At 46.5% G+C, this 15,935-nt stretch carries 13 protein-coding genes and 1 pseudogene; 5 read left to right on the top strand and 9 right to left on the bottom strand.

What is annotated here, in order from left to right:
• Positions 1 to 277 (top strand): annotated as a pseudogene (locus L4C42_RS00700) (IS4 family transposase); the annotation flags it as partial.
• Positions 278 to 302: 25 nt separating this feature from the next.
• Here L4C42_RS00700 and L4C42_RS00695 read toward each other — a convergent pair.
• From L4C42_RS00695 to phhA, 7 genes are all read right to left on the bottom strand, one after another.
• On the bottom strand, positions 303 to 482 hold the full coding sequence (locus tag L4C42_RS00695; protein ID WP_353499659.1) for a hypothetical protein: 180 nt from the start codon (positions 480 to 482) through the stop codon (positions 303 to 305).
• Positions 483 to 494: 12 nt separating this feature from the next.
• Positions 495 to 1,181 (bottom strand): hypothetical protein, encoded by a 687-nt coding sequence (locus L4C42_RS00690; protein WP_418642847.1) that lies wholly within the window; start codon positions 1,179 to 1,181, stop codon positions 495 to 497.
• Between the two features lie 92 nt (positions 1,182 to 1,273).
• A complete protein-coding gene (locus tag L4C42_RS00685; protein ID WP_353499661.1) occupies positions 1,274 to 2,335 on the bottom strand; it encodes a linear amide C-N hydrolase in 1,062 nt (353 codons plus the stop codon).
• Between the two features lie 287 nt (positions 2,336 to 2,622).
• Positions 2,623 to 5,748 carry an efflux RND transporter permease subunit gene (locus L4C42_RS00680; protein WP_429758938.1) on the bottom strand — a complete coding sequence of 1,042 codons (3,126 nt, stop codon included), beginning with the start codon at positions 5,746 to 5,748 and terminating at the stop codon, positions 2,623 to 2,625.
• Positions 5,741 to 6,910: an efflux RND transporter periplasmic adaptor subunit gene (locus tag L4C42_RS00675; RefSeq protein WP_353500141.1), complete on the bottom strand. Its 1,170-nt coding sequence runs from the start codon at positions 6,908 to 6,910 to the stop codon at positions 5,741 to 5,743. The genes L4C42_RS00680 and L4C42_RS00675 overlap by 8 nt, the downstream gene beginning before the upstream one ends.
• Before the next feature lie 252 nt (positions 6,911 to 7,162).
• A complete protein-coding gene (locus L4C42_RS00670) occupies positions 7,163 to 7,498 on the bottom strand; it encodes a 4a-hydroxytetrahydrobiopterin dehydratase (protein ID WP_112460162.1) in 336 nt (111 codons plus the stop codon).
• Positions 7,491 to 8,282 (bottom strand): phenylalanine 4-monooxygenase, encoded by a 792-nt coding sequence (gene phhA, locus L4C42_RS00665; RefSeq protein WP_353499663.1) that lies wholly within the window; start codon positions 8,280 to 8,282, stop codon positions 7,491 to 7,493. The genes L4C42_RS00670 and phhA overlap by 8 nt, the downstream gene beginning before the upstream one ends.
• Positions 8,283 to 8,506: 224 nt before the next feature.
• Here phhA and L4C42_RS00660 point away from each other — a divergent pair, with 224 nt between their 5' ends.
• The 4 genes from L4C42_RS00660 (at position 8,507) to L4C42_RS00645 (ending at position 13,535) form a co-directional block, all read left to right on the top strand.
• A complete protein-coding gene (locus L4C42_RS00660; protein WP_418642845.1) occupies positions 8,507 to 10,531 on the top strand; it encodes an acetoacetate--CoA ligase in 2,025 nt (674 codons plus the stop codon).
• 208 nt (positions 10,532 to 10,739) lie between these two features.
• Positions 10,740 to 11,468 (top strand): glycosyltransferase family 2 protein, encoded by a 729-nt coding sequence (locus L4C42_RS00655; protein ID WP_353500142.1) that lies wholly within the window; start codon positions 10,740 to 10,742, stop codon positions 11,466 to 11,468.
• Positions 11,469 to 11,565: 97 nt separating this feature from the next.
• Positions 11,566 to 12,891, top strand: coding sequence for an LssY C-terminal domain-containing protein (locus tag L4C42_RS00650; RefSeq protein WP_353499665.1), 1,326 nt, complete (start codon positions 11,566 to 11,568; stop codon positions 12,889 to 12,891).
• A 440-nt stretch (positions 12,892 to 13,331) separates the two neighbouring features.
• Positions 13,332 to 13,535, top strand: coding sequence for a hypothetical protein (locus L4C42_RS00645; RefSeq protein ID WP_429758935.1), 204 nt, complete (start codon positions 13,332 to 13,334; stop codon positions 13,533 to 13,535).
• Positions 13,536 to 13,665: 130 nt separating this feature from the next.
• Here the strand turns inward: L4C42_RS00645 and L4C42_RS00640 are convergent, their stop codons facing one another.
• Both L4C42_RS00640 and L4C42_RS00635 read right to left on the bottom strand, forming a co-directional pair.
• Entirely contained in the window at positions 13,666 to 14,637 is a 972-nt protein-coding gene (locus L4C42_RS00640) for a calcium/sodium antiporter (RefSeq protein ID WP_429758933.1), read from the bottom strand.
• Positions 14,638 to 14,837: 200 nt separating this feature from the next.
• Positions 14,838 to 15,869, bottom strand: a complete 1,032-nt coding sequence (locus L4C42_RS00635; RefSeq protein ID WP_429758931.1) for a metal-dependent hydrolase — start codon at positions 15,867 to 15,869, stop codon at positions 14,838 to 14,840.
• Positions 15,870 to 15,935: the final 66 nt, after the last annotated feature.

Here is a 15,935-nt window from a genome sequence, read left to right as displayed (position 1 = left end):
GGCCTATAACTTACTTCGGTTCTTAATGTGCCAAATGGCCTACGACCAAAACAAGGTAATGCCTTACCAGATAGGCTTTAAACAAGCTTCGTTGTTCTTAATAGGACAGTTACAACTCCTTCCTGCCGTCGCACCTGGAAGAATCCCGGAGGTGATGAACTATATCCTAGATATGGCTGAGAGTTTTACGTTGCCAGAAAGGCGAGATAGGAGCTATCCAAGAGCGGTAAAAAGAAGGCCCAGTCGCTATGCGACTAGGCCTTCTAAAAGGTGTTAGCTTCTTAACTTACAAGCATTACTCCCTAAGGAGCCGTTGTTTTATCTGATCCTTGCTTAGCTTCATCATCTTGGCGTCTAGCCTTTGAGCCGAGCCTGCGAAACTCAAACCATAACACCATCGATGCCGCTCCAATCAAATAAGCCATAATAAAACTGCGATCATCCATGACACACATCGAGACGATGTCTACTGTGTCTTCCACGATCTCACCTCATTAGAAGTAGTAGTTAGCTTGTAGCCAACCTGTGGTGTCTTTTTTTAGGTATTCCGTTTCTGCAGTGTGTTCCACTTTAAAACCCACTGAGACGACATCGGAAACCATATAGCCACCACCGATTTCTACCTGAGGTACCCACTCTTTTGCTTGTTGGACGTAAGTTGATTTAGGATTAGCATACAGCCAGTGACCAGCATCGAAAGCGTACATACCATAGAGACCTGCTTGATATACCGTCGACTTAAACGTCTGTTTTCCTGCTTCATCCGCAGCGGTTCGACCAACAGAAAGCATAGGGAAAAGCATTACATTCTCTGTAACCTGAAACTTATAGATCATGCCTGCTAATGCAGTTGTGCTATTACGATCCCCTAGAACATCCACGCTAAAACCTAGTCCATCGGTAACATGGAAATAGCGTCCACGATAGTTATAGTCAAGTTTGCCCTCAGAGGTTTTCTTGTCCGCTATACCTAGATCAAGTTGGAAGATGTTGTTCCCTATCCCCAACATACCGTTGAGCTGAGTTGCATCCCCTGAGCGAGAAACACCAAGCGTTGAAAAAGAAGCCGTCGGATCGCCGTAGTTAATATCCTCACCCGCAGTTTCTGCAAGCGTCGAATTTGACGCGAATGCGCCTGCTGTCATCGCACACAACGCGACAGTGAATAGTATTTTTTTCATGAAGTTACCTAATTAAACATAAGTCCCTTTAATTAGGTCGTCCGTGGATTGACTTCCCCCTGAGTAATGGCACCCTCAGGGCAAAGTTGCCCTTATTGGCAAGGAGTAAAGGTTGCAGTGCCAGAAACTTCTGCTTGTTCAACCAAGTCGGCGCAGGAGACTTGAGAAATGGTTGCTAAATCGTTCAGATCGATACGAATTTCACTATACGTATCAAAGTTACGCATCTTGAATGAGCCGTTCTCTAAGTTATAGGTGTACTGGATCCACGTGGCGTACGTTTCACCATTGGTAGGATCAATAATGTCTTGAGGTACCAAATTGCCCGCATCAAAAGTAGACTGCAGCTTGCCCTCAGTTTGTGCCCATGTTGCTGTATCAGAGAACTCTACATGTGCAGTGTTGTATAGGCCTCGCAGCATACGCTCCGATGACGCAATTGAAGAGCCAATCTTGAAGCCGTTCTCGACTACCGTCATATCACCAATCTTTTCGGCATTTTGGTCGTGATACTGTTGCAAAGGTGCATTCGCCATCACACGCAGCTTATCGTTCACTGACCCGTGATATACCACCATTTCGCCGCCTTGATTCAATTCAAACAAAGCAATATCACCCGACTTATCTTGCACAGAAATATGCAAACCGTGTTGAGTACCATGAATGCCATCCGCCCAAGCAAACTGGAACTCATTCGCCTCAAATGCCGCCACAGCGTCAGCAACCGTCTTAAAGTTCTGAGCCATAAACGCCGCAGCGTCACCCCAGTTCACAGCAGGCGCACCCGTGTCTTGATAGTCTTTGATGAAAGCTTGTGAATCATACATATAGAGAGTAGACGCTGACAGACCTTCACTGTTGATTGCTTCACCTGAGGTATCGACAAATACTTCGCGCTCTTCCAGGTTCAGCGTTGGGTACTTCACAGTCCACGACGCTGCCTTTTGGTAAGAAGGTACGTCTTTGGTCTCAACCTTCGTTCCTTTCGGTGTCACAATCGCCACCGTTCCTAATTTCTCACCCCAATCTAGGGTGCGAACTTGGGACACGCCATAAGGTGTATCTAGCGTAATTCTCGAACAAGCGCTTGCTGTGCTCACCAAAGCCGAACTTGCTACGGCAGCAATACCTAGCGCAATCACTGTTTTTTTCATTGTCAGTCACCTTTGTTAACCAAACTCCAGACATCAAACGATAAGATGTCCTCGCTTTTCTGGTAGGGACTTTATGAATTAGTGCTGACTTACTCAAAGCAGTAACTATTTATAAATCGAATACATGGACAACTTTGACTTAAAGAAATTATTTACAATACATTGATAAATAAAGAGTTAAATTTTAATAACTCACTAAGTAAGCAAGGTATTTTGATAGGTATTATCTGGAATTAAGTTGGTATCGGCTCGGGAGTTAGAACCCACCGAGCCTATCAAGAAGAGAATTAGCTGCGCTCAGCAGCAGGTTGTTTTAGCGGGAAGTAAAGCCTTTTCACCTTACGGAACACCCCACCAATGTCTTCCAAAATCACATACAAGCATGGCACGGCAATCAAGGTCACTACCGTGGCGTACATAACCGCAAACCCTAGCGCGACGGCCATAGGTTTGACGAACGCAGCTTGCAAACTGGTCTCAAACATAATTGGCAGAACACCAAAGAAGGTTGTGATTGACGTGAGGGTGATCGCCCTAAACCTGGCACATCCGGCCTCAACAACTGCGGTTTTGGCGCAATCGCAGCGAGCTTTGATTTGGTTGACGTAATCGGTCATCACCAACGAGTCGTTGATCACTACCCCCGCTGCCGCGATAAGGCCGAACGTCGACATCATCGACATATCCAAACCGTAGAAATAGTGCCCCCAGATCGCCCCGGTCAGGCTAAATGGGATAACCGACATGATGATCAGCGGTTGAGCATAACTTTTGAGCGGCACCGCAAGCAGGATATAAACCGTAATCATACCCGCAACAAAGAATACAATTTGTTCCGCCGATTGCTTTTGCTGCTCTTCAATCGTACCGCCAAGCTCGGTAGTCACTTCTGGGAACATCGCCTTGAGCTCTGGCAGGACATTATCCTCGATGTTCTTCACCGCTTTATCTGGCTCGATAACCGTCTCGTCAATAGAACCGTAGATGTAAACCGTTCTAAAGCCATTTTCGCGTCGGATTTGGTTGATGCCCGGTTTACTCTCAATTTCCACCACATCGCCGAGCATTACTTTCTTACCCGACGGTGTAGTGATCAACGCGTAGCGCAGTGAAGAAAAGGCTTCACGGGTCAGCTTAGGATAACGAACCATCACGCGAACTTCTTCTGTGTTTCTCAACACACGCTGTGCCTCACCACCATAAAAGCTACCACCAACCTGCGCCGCAACACTGGCTAGATCCAATCCTAGATCGTAGGCCACAGGTTTTAAAGAAAGCTGTACTTCTCGGCTGCCTGTATCCATTGATGAGCTGACATCAAACAGCCCAGTTTGCAATTGCAGCTTGGAAATGAGTTCTCTTCCTGCTTCATTAAGCACCTCCATATCGGGTCCATAAAGCAGATAACCAAACTCATCACCGTCATCACCACCAGCCACATTGTCATTAATCACAATGGACTTTAGTCCAACGATGGTCGGCAGCTTTTCACGCCAGCGGCGAGAGAGCTCGAACGCATCAACAGGACGTACTTCCTCATCCACTAGCGGTAAGATGAGCATGCCTTCAGTTCGACTGGTATTAATGGTCATCATGTCGCGAATGACCGGCATGCCAAATTCATCTTGGATGTCGTTATCAACCGCTTTAACCACTTTCTCCAGAGTCAGCAACGCATCAATAGTTTGCTCATCTGAAGCATTACTGTTCATTTCAATTCTGATCATAGGGAAATCAGACGGTACTTTCGGGCTTGGAATCATTCTCACATGCCCTGACGTCACCATGGCTGCGCTCACTACCAAGATGGCAATGAATCCCGCCATGACCGACCAGCGCCATTCCACACATTGGCTCACTGTACGCTTGTAGGGTCCGTGGACGAACTTAAAGAACGCGCGGTTAAACCGAGCTCGGTAGCTATTCTCTTTCACTGGTGTGAATCTAGTGTGTGCCAAGTGAGCAGGCAAAATTAGCTTTGATTCAATCAAACTAAAGATGAGACAGAAGATAACGACTATCGACAAGCCATAGAAAAACGCTTTCTCGGGGCCGGTTGAGAATAAAAACGGAACGAACACCGCGATGGTGGTTAACACACCGAAGGTAGCAGGTGTCGCAACACGCTGAGCACCGCGCACCACGTTAGTCACACCGCCTCCGTTCTTCTCTACCTCGGTGTACACACTCTCACCTATGACGATGGCATCATCGACCACGATACCGAGCACCATGATAAAGGCGAACAAAGTAATGATATTGATACTTACGCCAAACAGCGGCATCAACATCACCGCACCAAGGAAACAAACCGGCAACCCGACCATTACCCACATTGCTAGGCGAAAACGTAAGAATATAGTGAGCAATACCGCGACCAAAACCGCACCTTGCATCAAATTCTTGAGCATCATGTCAAGACGAGCGTTGAGGTAATAGGTCATGTCCATCAAGGTATGGATTTGGATCCCATGCGGCAAAGTTTGGTTGCGAGCTTCTATGTAGCGCTGAACCGTTTCTGCTACCGGTACCATGTTCTGAGTTTTGGTGGCTTTTACCGTGAGATAAATACCATTCTCACCCGAGAACTTAAAGTAATGCTGTCCTTCGGTAAACTCATCTTTGATGGTGGCTATATCACCGAGCAACACTTTCGAGCCATTAGCACCGAGTTTGACAGGGATTTGGCGGAACTCATAGCCGTCGTAGTACTGGTTTTCAATACGAATAGAAACCAAGCCAGTATTGGTTCGCACTTGCCCTGCTGAGAAATTGGCGGAGTATTTTTGAATCGCCGACACCACATCGTCCAGCGTGAGATCATAGGTACGAAGCTCATCAGGGTGAATCTCAATGCCGATTTCATCCGGCGGCGAACTAACTTCGACCAGCGACACATCGCTCAGTTGCAGCAGCTCTTTCTCTATCTGTTTAGAAATAGTTTTGAGTTCGGTCAACGAGGTATTGCCCGACAGCACCATACCAATCACATCTTGCTTGAACTCGATTTGCGTGACTTTTATCGGTTCCATTGCCCTTGGAAAGCTGGCAATGGCATCAACCCTTTGTTTGACTCGGTCGAGTACTTCAGGGAGATCGGCTTTGGTATCGATTTCGAGCGTAACTTGGCCGCCACCTCGATACGCATCCGTGACTGCTTTTTTGATTTCAGTGACATCCTTAAGTGATTCTTCAACTTTGATGAGAATAGTCTCTTCAATCTCTTGCGCTGAAACACCGGGATATGAGGCGGTTACTCGGATATAGTTAATTTCAAAGTTCGGGAACATTTGACGCTGGATCAGAAAATAACTGACCGTACCCATAATGAGTACAAACGCCATCAACAAGTTGGCTGCCACCGAATTGTTGGCGAACAGAGCAATTATACCGCGCTGGGTCGAGTTACTCACTGGTCTCTCCTTGCTGCGCCAACACATCTGCTTCGTCGTTGACCCGAATGACGGTCATACCAATCTGCGGAAACTCTGGTACCGTCAATACCAGCTCGTCACCGTTTTCAATGCCTGAATCGATAAAGAAGTTGGCCTGCTCCTCACGAAGCACATGTACAGGCTTTGGAATCAGTTTATCTTCTGGATCCACGACCCACACTCGCTCATCTATAACAAGCTCTTGAGGCACTTGAAATAAGTTATCGACTGTTCGGCCATTAAACTGGACTTCAACATAAGAGCCAAACGGCAGTGGGGTCAGATTCGATTTAAGGCCATAAGGGTCATCAATACGAATCACCATGTTCACCATGCGTGTAGCACTATCTACCACCCCCAAGTCACGAACAATTTGACCTTCTCGAATCGCCTCAATACGACCTTTAGCAATGATCTCAGCGCTGACGCCCACGATGTCTTTCGGTAAGAATGGCGCGTCGAATCCAGCGATCGGCACCATGACTTCTGCGTGTTCAATGTTATTGATTTCCGCTACCTGAGAGCCTGCGGTAATGTACTGACCAACACCGATATTACGAGACACCACTAATGCATCGTAAGGCGCTTCAACTTCAGTATTTTCTAGGTCGCGATTGGCACGACGCAGCCCTGCTTGCGCTGATTTCACACGGGCTTCTGCACTTAAAACTTGTGGGATACGAAGATAAAGATCCGATACTTGAGTATCTTTGATTTTCTTAGCTTGGCGCTCTGCAACTTTCGCTTTGGCACGCTCTTCGATGAGAGTAGCTTGAGCTTGGGCAAGTTCTGCTTGAGCTTGCAGGACCGCGGCTTGATAGTCATCTTTCTCGATGGTGAACAGAACTTCACCGCGTTTAACCACCCCGCCTGAAAGGAAGTTATGGTGCCAGCTGGTCACTTCACCTGAAACTTGTGTAGACAATGCTGTACGCTCTAAAGGTACGACTTCACCGAAACTCGAAATCTGCACTTGATGAGTCTGCGCTTGCAAAATTTGGGTTTTGACACGAGGTGTGGTGTCGAGCGTTTTTTCTGTCTCAACTTCTGGTGCAGTCTTTTGAACTAAGAAGTAACCGCCACCCGCCACGCCTAAGATTGCGAAGGGGAGTATCCATTTAATACTGCGCTTGAACATAATGTCCCTTATAGTGTTCTTTAGTCAACGTACCTCAATAACTGTACGCTTGAGGTTTATAACCATTGTACGCATATTAATTGATATAAACTGTAAGGTTTCATCATCTTTTTTGACTCACATCGACTTCTTACCAATACAGTAATTGACATGAAAGTGTGACATTTCCTTTCTGACCCAAAACAAAGTGCCCCTATTCCCCAAAAACAGAAAATCCCCGCGTGAAGCGAGGATCTTGTATTGAAGATATGGAGTTTACTGAGCGATAAAACCGTCACATTTGGCTGCACAGATAAAATCGTTTTGATGCAACCCTTTAATAGAGTGACTCCACCAAGTCACTGTCACCTTGCCCCACTCCAGCGTGATTGTTGGGTGATGGAACTCTTCTTCGGCCAGCTCCGCCACTTGGTTTGAAAACGCCCAAGCGAGCTTAAAGTTCTTAAACTTATAATGCTTCTCAAGTTGCGGGATACCATCACGCTCTATAATTTGCCAATCATTAAGCTCTGTTAGTAACTGCTGTTGTTCATCCTTACCCAGTGCAATTGCATCACTGCTGCAGGCTTCGCAGCGTAGTTCATTAAGCATGTGTCATGTCCTTTGGTTCAAAAAGTGGAGGAAGTAAGCCCGATTCCATCGCTCGTGCGACGTCTTGACTCAAGTCCTGTTGTTTTAGTTCATACAGCTGGCGAATGTCGTCCAGCACAAAGTAAGTCGGCTGCATAATGTCGATTCGATATGGCGTTCTTAACACGTTATCGACACTAAAGGCTTGGCGTAGCGGCCTTTCGTCATCAAGTGCATACAGAGTCTCACCCGGAGATGATAAAATACCGCCCCCGTAAATTTTTAAATCGCCGTTTTGCTCAACAAGACCAAACTCGACGGTAAACCAATACAATCTCGCCAGGTAGACTCTCTGCTTGCTGCTCGCTTGATAGCCAAGTTTTCCATAATGCTGGGTAAACTCGGCGAAATCAGGATCGGTCAGCATAGCGCAGTGCCCGAAGATTTCATGGAAAAAATCTGGCTCCTGAAGGTAGTCAAACTCTTCTCGAGAACGTAAAAACGTCGCCACAGGGAACTTTCGTGACGCTAACAGCTCGAAGAAGCGATCAAAGTCGATCAGCGCTGGAACAGGCTCCACTTGCCAGCCAGTCTCACGCTGCAACACGCTGTTAATTTCAGTTAGCTGAGGCGCTCTATCCAGCGGTAAATCAAGCAGTTCAAGTCCGCGCAAGTACTCTTTGCACGCTCTGTCTTTGACTAAATCCAGTTGGCGTTCAACAAGATCATGCCAAATGCGGTTTTCTTCTTCGCTCCAATCGATTAATCCCTGCTCATTCACAGGGTTAGATACATACTGAGCCATGCCATTTCCCTTAACAAACCCTTTACATTAAGCCTATGTGTTTGGTTTTGGCCTGACAATAACCCCTCTAAATGACACTCGCACTTCGCGTGTAACATAAATTTTACATATGTGTATTTTTAACTTTAAATTCAATTAATTGAATTTGGCCGCTAAGTTTGACTAGCCCACCGAAAGCAACAAAAATTAAACTCATAATAATATCAAGGACGAGTGTATCAATAATGTTAACAAAGCCTACTTCCTCTCAAGCTCTATGGACACCTAACGCGACTCGCGCTGCTCACTGTCATATACAGCGATTCATCAATGAACTCGTTGCAGACAAACCCGCCTTAAACATTTCTGACTATCAACAGTTGCATCAATGGACACTAGATAATCCAGAGCATTTTTGGCAACGAGTATGGGATTTTTGCGGCGTTGTGGGCTCGAAACAAGGTCAAACGACCCAGCTTGGGGAGGCGGTATGGAGTGATGTCGTACCCGCGAGAGACACTGTCTGGTTTCCTGAGGCGAAGCTGAATTATGCAGAAAATCTACTCGATTATGGGAGTAAAAACCCTGAAAAGGTCGCTATTTTATTTCAAAACGAGCAAGGCCATGTTGAGCAATACACTTGGAAGCTGCTCCTTGAGCACGTGTCCATCATGCAGCAGTGGCTTCAAAGCATCAACGTAGCAGAAGGCGATGTCGTGGCTGGCTATCTCCCCCACTCTCCCTATGCCGTGATTGCTATGCTCGCAGCGACCAGTCTAGGTGCTATTTGGACATCGACCTCGCCGGATTTTGGCGCGGAAAGCGTTATTGAGCGATTTGAACAAGTGAAACCCAAGGTGCTGTTTTGCGTGGATGGGTACCAATTTGGCGGTAAATCGTTCTCCATGACAGATAAGAACAGCGCCATCTCAAATGCAATTGAATCTGTTAGCCACGTTTGCACTGTGGGATACCAGCACCTCGGTCAGAGCGACCCCTCAATAGCGACCTGTTCTCAAATCAATACCGACAATGCCATCAATATCGAATGGGAATCCGTCATTGGTGACTTTCAAAGTGAACCTGTTCACTTTCATCGCGTTCCGTTTAACTCTCCTTTGTTCATCCTCTATTCGTCCGGAACAACGGGTAAGCCTAAGTGCATTGTTCATTCTGTTGGCGGCATTACCTTAAATCATCTTAAAGAACATCAGCTACATTGTGATGTACGAGCTGACGATCGGGTGTTCTATTACACCACTTGTGGTTGGATGATGTGGAACTGGCATGTTTCAGCGCTAGCAAGTGGGGCAAGCTTGGTTATTTATGATGGCAATCCTGTTTACCCCACGGAAAACGTACTATGGGAACTGGCCAGTCGCACGTCAGTAACCTTGTTTGGTACTGCCGCTAAGTATCTGGAAGCGATAGAAAAAAACGGCTTTATCCCTAGTGAGAAGTTTGCACTTACCCACCTTAGAACCCTTTGCTCTACAGGCTCTGTTTTGTATCCAGAGCAATTTGATTATGTTTATCAAGCCATCAAATCAGATCTTCATTTAGCCTCTATTTCAGGTGGAACCGATATTTGCGGCTGCTTTGTGCTTGGCAATCCTATATCCCCTGTTTATCGCGGTGAATGCCAAGCCGCTGGTTTAGGCTTGGATGTGCAAGTCTTTAATACCAATGGCGAATCTGTCATAGAGCAGCGTGGTGAGCTGGTTTGCCTTAACAGTTTCCCAAACCAGCCTATTGGCTTTTGGAATGACGATGGTGAACGTTACCACAACGCTTACTGGGCAGACTTCGCGCGCTGCTGGAGTCATGGCGATGATGTCTTGATGACTTCACACGGTGGTATGCGCTTTTTTGGGCGCAGTGACGCAATACTAAATCCAGGAGGTGTACGCATTGGTACCGCTGAGATCTATCAGCAGGTCAATCAGCTCGATGGCATTATAGACTCTATCGCAGTAGGCAGAACGCATCTCAGTGATGAAAAGATTGTTCTATTCGTGCAGCTTTCCCCGTCCACTGTGCTGGATGATAATTTACAGCATGCCATCAAACAGCAACTGAAAACGCAATGCTCACCGCGCCATGTACCATCAGAAATCTACGCCATCAGTGAGATCCCCAAAACCAAATCTGGGAAGTTGGTAGAGCTAGCAGTAAAACAGGTGTTACACGGCCAAGAAATAAAGAACAAAGGGGCGATCGCAAACCCGCACGTCCTCGATGAGGTCGCGCAGTTCGCTCACACTGTATAACTGTCAACTCTCTGAATACACGACGCTTTACCAAGCTTCAACGCCGGTAAAGCGCCTTGTTCATCTACATGAACCGATTCTGAACTCTCCACTCATTCTTCATTCAGTGCCACTCCCTGATACTGGCTTCATCAACTGGCCGCACCATCTAACCAAGCTAACCAAGCGGCCTTTATCGATGGAACTATTGAACGAAAGGAACAGAATGATGAAATCACTTAGCGTAGTAGTTATCACCCTTAATGAAGAAAAACGTATCGCTCGCTTGCTCAGCGATCTTAGCTGTCAAACTTATCAAGACTTTGAAGTAATCGTTGTCGATTCAAATAGCGATGACCTGACTTGTGAAGTGGCCAGTAAATATCAAGCTTCGTTACCGAGCCTAACCGTACATCAAATGTCTCAGCGTGGCGTGAGCTTAGGTCGCAACACCGGTGCGGAGCTAGCGAAACATGAACGTTTGCTATTTTTGGACGCTGATGTTCGTCTCGACAAAGATTTCCTCCAAAAGGCCATCGACAAACTCGAACAAGAGAAGCTTGAGGTCGCTGGTGTCTATATGGGTTCACGCAACTTAGCACCTGCTTACAAAGTTGGCTATGGCCTATTCAATGCTGGATTGTTTACCACGCAATTTTTCTTCCCAACTGCTGTTGGAGCATGCATTTTTTCAACCAAACGTGTTCACCAAGAGATCGGTGGGTTTGACGAAGAAATCGTGCTTTGTGAAGACTGCCACTACGTCAAAAAAGCGTCCAGAACCTGGCGTTTTCGATTTCTACCGATCAGCTTTCAGTTTGATCCGCGCCGCCTCGAGCAAGATGGTTTCTTCAAAATGGGTTTTACCTACCTAAAAGCCAATGTTCGCCGATTCCTATTTGGTGAAATGCGCAACAACGAAATGGAATACCAGTTTGGCCATTATCAGAAGCAGTAGGCCAAAAACAGTAAGACACATCAGTAATGCTAGAGCAGCAAAGAAAGGTAAGTACAGCACAACAGGTCGCTGGAGATAAAGTAGATAGGGATTGGGTATGTTTGAAACATTAGGACTGTTTGTAGGGTCACTTCTAGACGCATTGATTGGGCCAAACTTAGTCGTACCGGGTGAACCATTTATGATAGCGGCTGGATATCAGCTCTATTCGGGCGCATACATGGCTGTCGCTGCGGTACTACTCGGAGGCCTAATTGGCGACCAACTTAGCTTCTTTATCGGGCGTCATTACGGCTTCAATGCACAAAAATCCTTGCTCCGCTGGCAGCCTAAGATTCGCCGTCCTTTAGCGCGCTGTCGTCTTCTTATCAACCGAAATGCCTTTTGGGTTATCGCGTTTGCTCGCCTGCTTGGCCCTATCGCTTGGGTTGTGCCTTTTATGGCAGGAGCGAATCACATTCGCTGGAAAAAATTCTCTGCCTACGCATTCGTTGGATTAGTACTCGGTGTAGGTCAGTTTGTTACCTGGGGATATTTGCTTGCTGCTGGCGTTGACAATGTACCTATGCTGAATGAAGCCGCAACGTTTGTTTCTGAGCACAAGTACTCTTTGGGTCTGTCACTAGTATCGTTGGCGCTTCTCTATTTTGGCTTCAAAAAACAATGGCGCTATTCATGGTTGAAGGCGTCTAGTTTGTTTCTTGGTGGTATGCTGGCGCTCAATTACTCACACTTTTTTTGGTGGAGTGACAACGAGGTCGTCCCTCTAGCGCATGCTGTCCCAACCGAAGTTACTTTATCGGAGCTTGATTATCGTGTGTACGCGGGTCAATCCACCGTTTATTCAGCGCAAGCAGTCAATGTGGTTTATTTGGGCGAATCCCCGAAAGACTTAATGGGTGAGTTAGGCTGGATTGAAAACAAGACGTTCTCACGAAGTGATATCGAGCTCAGTGATTATGTGCAGTTGCTGCAACAGAGTACACCACCCGTTTCGGATTTACTTTGGAATGGTCAGCCACAACATTTAGCGTTTCAACTGCCGGGAACCCTTACTCATCGCTCACACATTCGTTGGTGGCAGGCTGGGATAGATTCACAAACCCAACAAACTGTTTGGGTCGGTGCCCTAAGCTATGATGATGGTCTTACATTGACGCCGTATGGCGGCATTCTAACGCTCCTTCATTCGGTCTCACCGAATGTGGACATTGAGCGTGATCAGCTAAAAACCGATGTGTTTCGACTCAATGACCGTTGGAATGCCGAAAACATTCCCCTAGCGAGTGTTACCTCCAAAAACCGACAGCATGACTACTTTACCGACGGACAAGTATTAATCGTCTCAGAGCATGCATCGTATGTAAACAATCTACAACCCACTGAGAGTGTTGGTTTTAACTCGATGAGCTATGTTCCCTAGTCCCAACAATATCGTTAATCCAATCCTGTCACCCGCAGATTTGTATACAATCACAAAAGAGATTAATCAGCCGTGTCAAACATCGACGGCTGGTTAATTAGCATTTAGCAGTGTGACGGATTGTATCAACTAATTTCAGCCACATTGATGTTACAAAGCCGTATACCTTATATTCACTTTCAGCAAAGACATGCTCAGTTTTTGCAAAGTTCAGCCCAAATAATAAAGGTATAAAACTCAATGATCACTTTGGCCCGTTTCGCATCTACAAGCGATCCAAACCAACTGCGCAGCTCAACGCGCCCACAACCTGCAGCGCCACCTATCCAAGCTGCTTTGTCTCCTCAAACCTCTATGAAAGAGCCTGCTCTTTTACTTGCTCGCCAACCCTCTCCCACCCGCACTTTAAAGACACTTTCTTCACTTCGTGGAGGATTGGCATGATTGAAATACACTGGACTGTCGCTTTAGCGATGAGCTTTTGCAGCATGCTAGGCGTTCTTCAAATGTACGGTAGACGCATTGATTCATTCTTTAAACGCGTTGTCGATAACATGTTAAGAGTCTATGAAAGCGTCAAGTTACTCGCAGCAGCGCACGGAAAGCGAGCTTTATCAGGTAGGACATCAAGAAAGAAAGTATGAGTTTGGCGATTACATCCGCCAGCAGAGCAAACGAAATGACAAATTGTAATTCTTAGCCATTCGATGCTAAAAAGCCCGTGACTCAATACGGAGATTGAATCACGGGCTCATTTCAAAAAACAGCTAGCAATTAAGCCGTAACAGAGACGACAAGCCAAATATTGTAAGCAGCGTAACCTGTAAGCAACAATGCTGCTTCAAATCGGTTGATGCGCCCTTGACGACCAAACCCGTAAGCCATAAAGAACAGCGCTACCGTCATCGCCATCATCACCAACCAGTCACGAGACAGAACAGCCTCTGGCACATTCGCAATTGGCGAAATCATGCCTGCAATACCCACTACGGCTAGGATATTGAACATGTTCGAGCCGACTACGTTACCAATCGCAATATCATGCTCACCCTTGCGCGCTGCTGCGATAGAAGCCGCCAGCTCTGGCAAAGACGTACCTAATGCAACAATCGTCAAACCAATCACCAAGTCACTAATACCAAGAAATTGAGCGATGGTTACTGCACCCCAAACAAGAATACGTGAACTCACCACCAACAAAACAAGGCCTAGTACAAGCCAGAAAATTGCTTTGCCTAATGACATGGTTTTCTCTTCAAGTTCTTGCTGCGTGTCGGTCTCTAGCGGGTCACCTTTACCCTTGATTCCCGAATAGATACTCCAACTGATAAGGCTGAAAAAGCCCACCAACAGGATCGCCGCCTCTCCGCGCCCTAGTACACCATTCCAAAGCAGTGCACCAAGCAGTAAGCTGATAGCGAATAGTAGCGGCAACTCTTTTTTCACAATGACAGATTGCACCATGATTGGCGCAATGATTGCGGTGACACCTAAAATAAGTCCGGTGTTAACAATGTTCGAACCAAGCGCATTCCCTAAAGCTAGCTCAGGGTTGCCCTCAGCTGCAGCCATTGCAGAGACCACCATTTCCGGTGCTGAGGTACCGAAACCAACAATCACCATACCGATAAGCAAAGGAGGCATGCCTGCGTGACTCGCGGTGGCTGCCGCACCATCAACAAATCGATCTGCACTCCAAACCAATAAGATAAAACCAACTAGAATCGCCAGAGCGGCAAGTGTCATATCCGTGTCCTCAATAGGGAAAGATGAGTAATTTTGACAAGCAAGTCACTGTCTCCAGTGACAATTTTAGGACGGGAATAGTGAACTTACATGAATTGCTTTGTCAAATAATGATTTTAATCGCCACGATAAAAAACGAGCCTAAAATGACTCGTCTTTATGACATGCTTCAAAATGCCCAACGCTGGGCATTGTTCTTGTTAATCGTTGGTTTTGTTTAAAGCCACTTGCTGCAAGTTTGCATCAATCTCTTGATTGCCTAACATACGCTCCCAGAGTACTGAGATTTGATCCAAGCTACGCTCGCTAGGATACCTGGTTGGCGCTTCTAACAGCTCCCAGCCTGCATCAGATGTTTCCTTAGCAAAAACGAATTCAAACGCTAAGCTGTCTGCCATACCTAATCTTAAATCCGACACAATAAGCTTGTCTTGGTCTTGGCGATAACCCAAGAATCCATGAGAGAAGGCTTCTAAGCCTTCAAGAGTCTTTGGCTTTTCTTCAAGCGGCCACTTACCACGCGAGCGTTGGATGAAGTCAATCTGGCTGTCAGAATCGAGTAACGATGCCAAACCTTCGAAGTACTGATCGCCTTCAACCACCACCACGCGCCATAGCAACGTATTAAATGGAGAGGGGGTAATCAATACCTGCTCATCACTGATGTTTTGCGCAGCCAAGTTCTTCTCTACTCTATCGGCAACCACTTGCTGCGCAGCATAGCCCCAAACTAGATATAAGCTCGACACGACTACAACCGCTTTACACCACTGCCCTCCTCGGTGACGAGAAAACAGTGCAACGCCTATACCGAGCAGAAGTGGCAAGGTATAAAGAGGATCGATGATAAAGATATTCCCCACTTCGAAGTAACCGGGAATTGGCCACAGCAGCTGAGTACCATAGGTCGTCATCGCATCGATAGCAACGTGAGTCACCAGAACAGTCAGAACCAAAAGAAAGACACGATTAAAGGACCAAAATGCATCAGGTCTAAACCTGCAATATAGCCAACTAACGATGAGAGAAAATACAGGAATGAGCAGCAACGAGTGAGTAAACCCGCGGTGCTTAATAGTGTTACTTACCGCATCACCATAGTCGAGTACAACGTCTAAGTCCGGCAAAGTACCAAGTGCAGCGCCAGTGAGAAGCACCTTTGCATTACATTGTTTGCCAGCTATTGCGCCTGCAACGGTTGCCCCGAGGGCTGCCTGAGTTACGGAATCCATTTGGTCTAATTACACTCTCTCGGTATATTAAGTATCTGTTTAATCTTACGTTGAGTATATAAAAAA

Source organism: Vibrio wakamikoensis, from assembly GCF_050337275.1.
GTDB classification, from domain to species: Bacteria; Pseudomonadota; Gammaproteobacteria; order Enterobacterales; family Vibrionaceae; genus Vibrio; species Vibrio chaetopteri.
The sequence above is the reverse complement of the archived record's forward strand: the minus strand, read 5'-3'. Positions and strand labels throughout refer to the sequence as shown.

What these genes read in the sequence shown, in the direction of transcription:
- L4C42_RS00690 (WP_418642847.1), bottom strand. Translation starts at nt 1,181, where the DNA reads ATGAAAAAAATACTATTCACTGTCGCGTTGTGTGCGATGACAGCAGGC.
- L4C42_RS00685 (WP_353499661.1), bottom strand. Translation starts at nt 2,335, where the DNA reads ATGAAAAAAACAGTGATTGCGCTAGGTATTGCTGCCGTAGCAAGTTCG.
- L4C42_RS00670 (WP_112460162.1), bottom strand. Translation starts at nt 7,498, where the DNA reads ATGCTTAATGAACTACGCTGCGAAGCCTGCAGCAGTGATGCAATTGCA.
- phhA (WP_353499663.1), bottom strand. Translation starts at nt 8,282, where the DNA reads ATGGCTCAGTATGTATCTAACCCTGTGAATGAGCAGGGATTAATCGAT.
- L4C42_RS00660 (WP_418642845.1), top strand. Translation starts at nt 8,507, where the DNA reads ATGTTAACAAAGCCTACTTCCTCTCAAGCTCTATGGACACCTAACGCG.
- L4C42_RS00655 (WP_353500142.1), top strand. Translation starts at nt 10,740, where the DNA reads ATGAAATCACTTAGCGTAGTAGTTATCACCCTTAATGAAGAAAAACGT.
- L4C42_RS00650 (WP_353499665.1), top strand. Translation starts at nt 11,566, where the DNA reads ATGTTTGAAACATTAGGACTGTTTGTAGGGTCACTTCTAGACGCATTG.
- L4C42_RS00645 (WP_429758935.1), top strand. Translation starts at nt 13,332, where the DNA reads ATGATTGAAATACACTGGACTGTCGCTTTAGCGATGAGCTTTTGCAGC.
- L4C42_RS00640 (WP_429758933.1), bottom strand. Translation starts at nt 14,637, where the DNA reads ATGACACTTGCCGCTCTGGCGATTCTAGTTGGTTTTATCTTATTGGTT.
- L4C42_RS00635 (WP_429758931.1), bottom strand. Translation starts at nt 15,869, where the DNA reads ATGGATTCCGTAACTCAGGCAGCCCTCGGGGCAACCGTTGCAGGCGCA.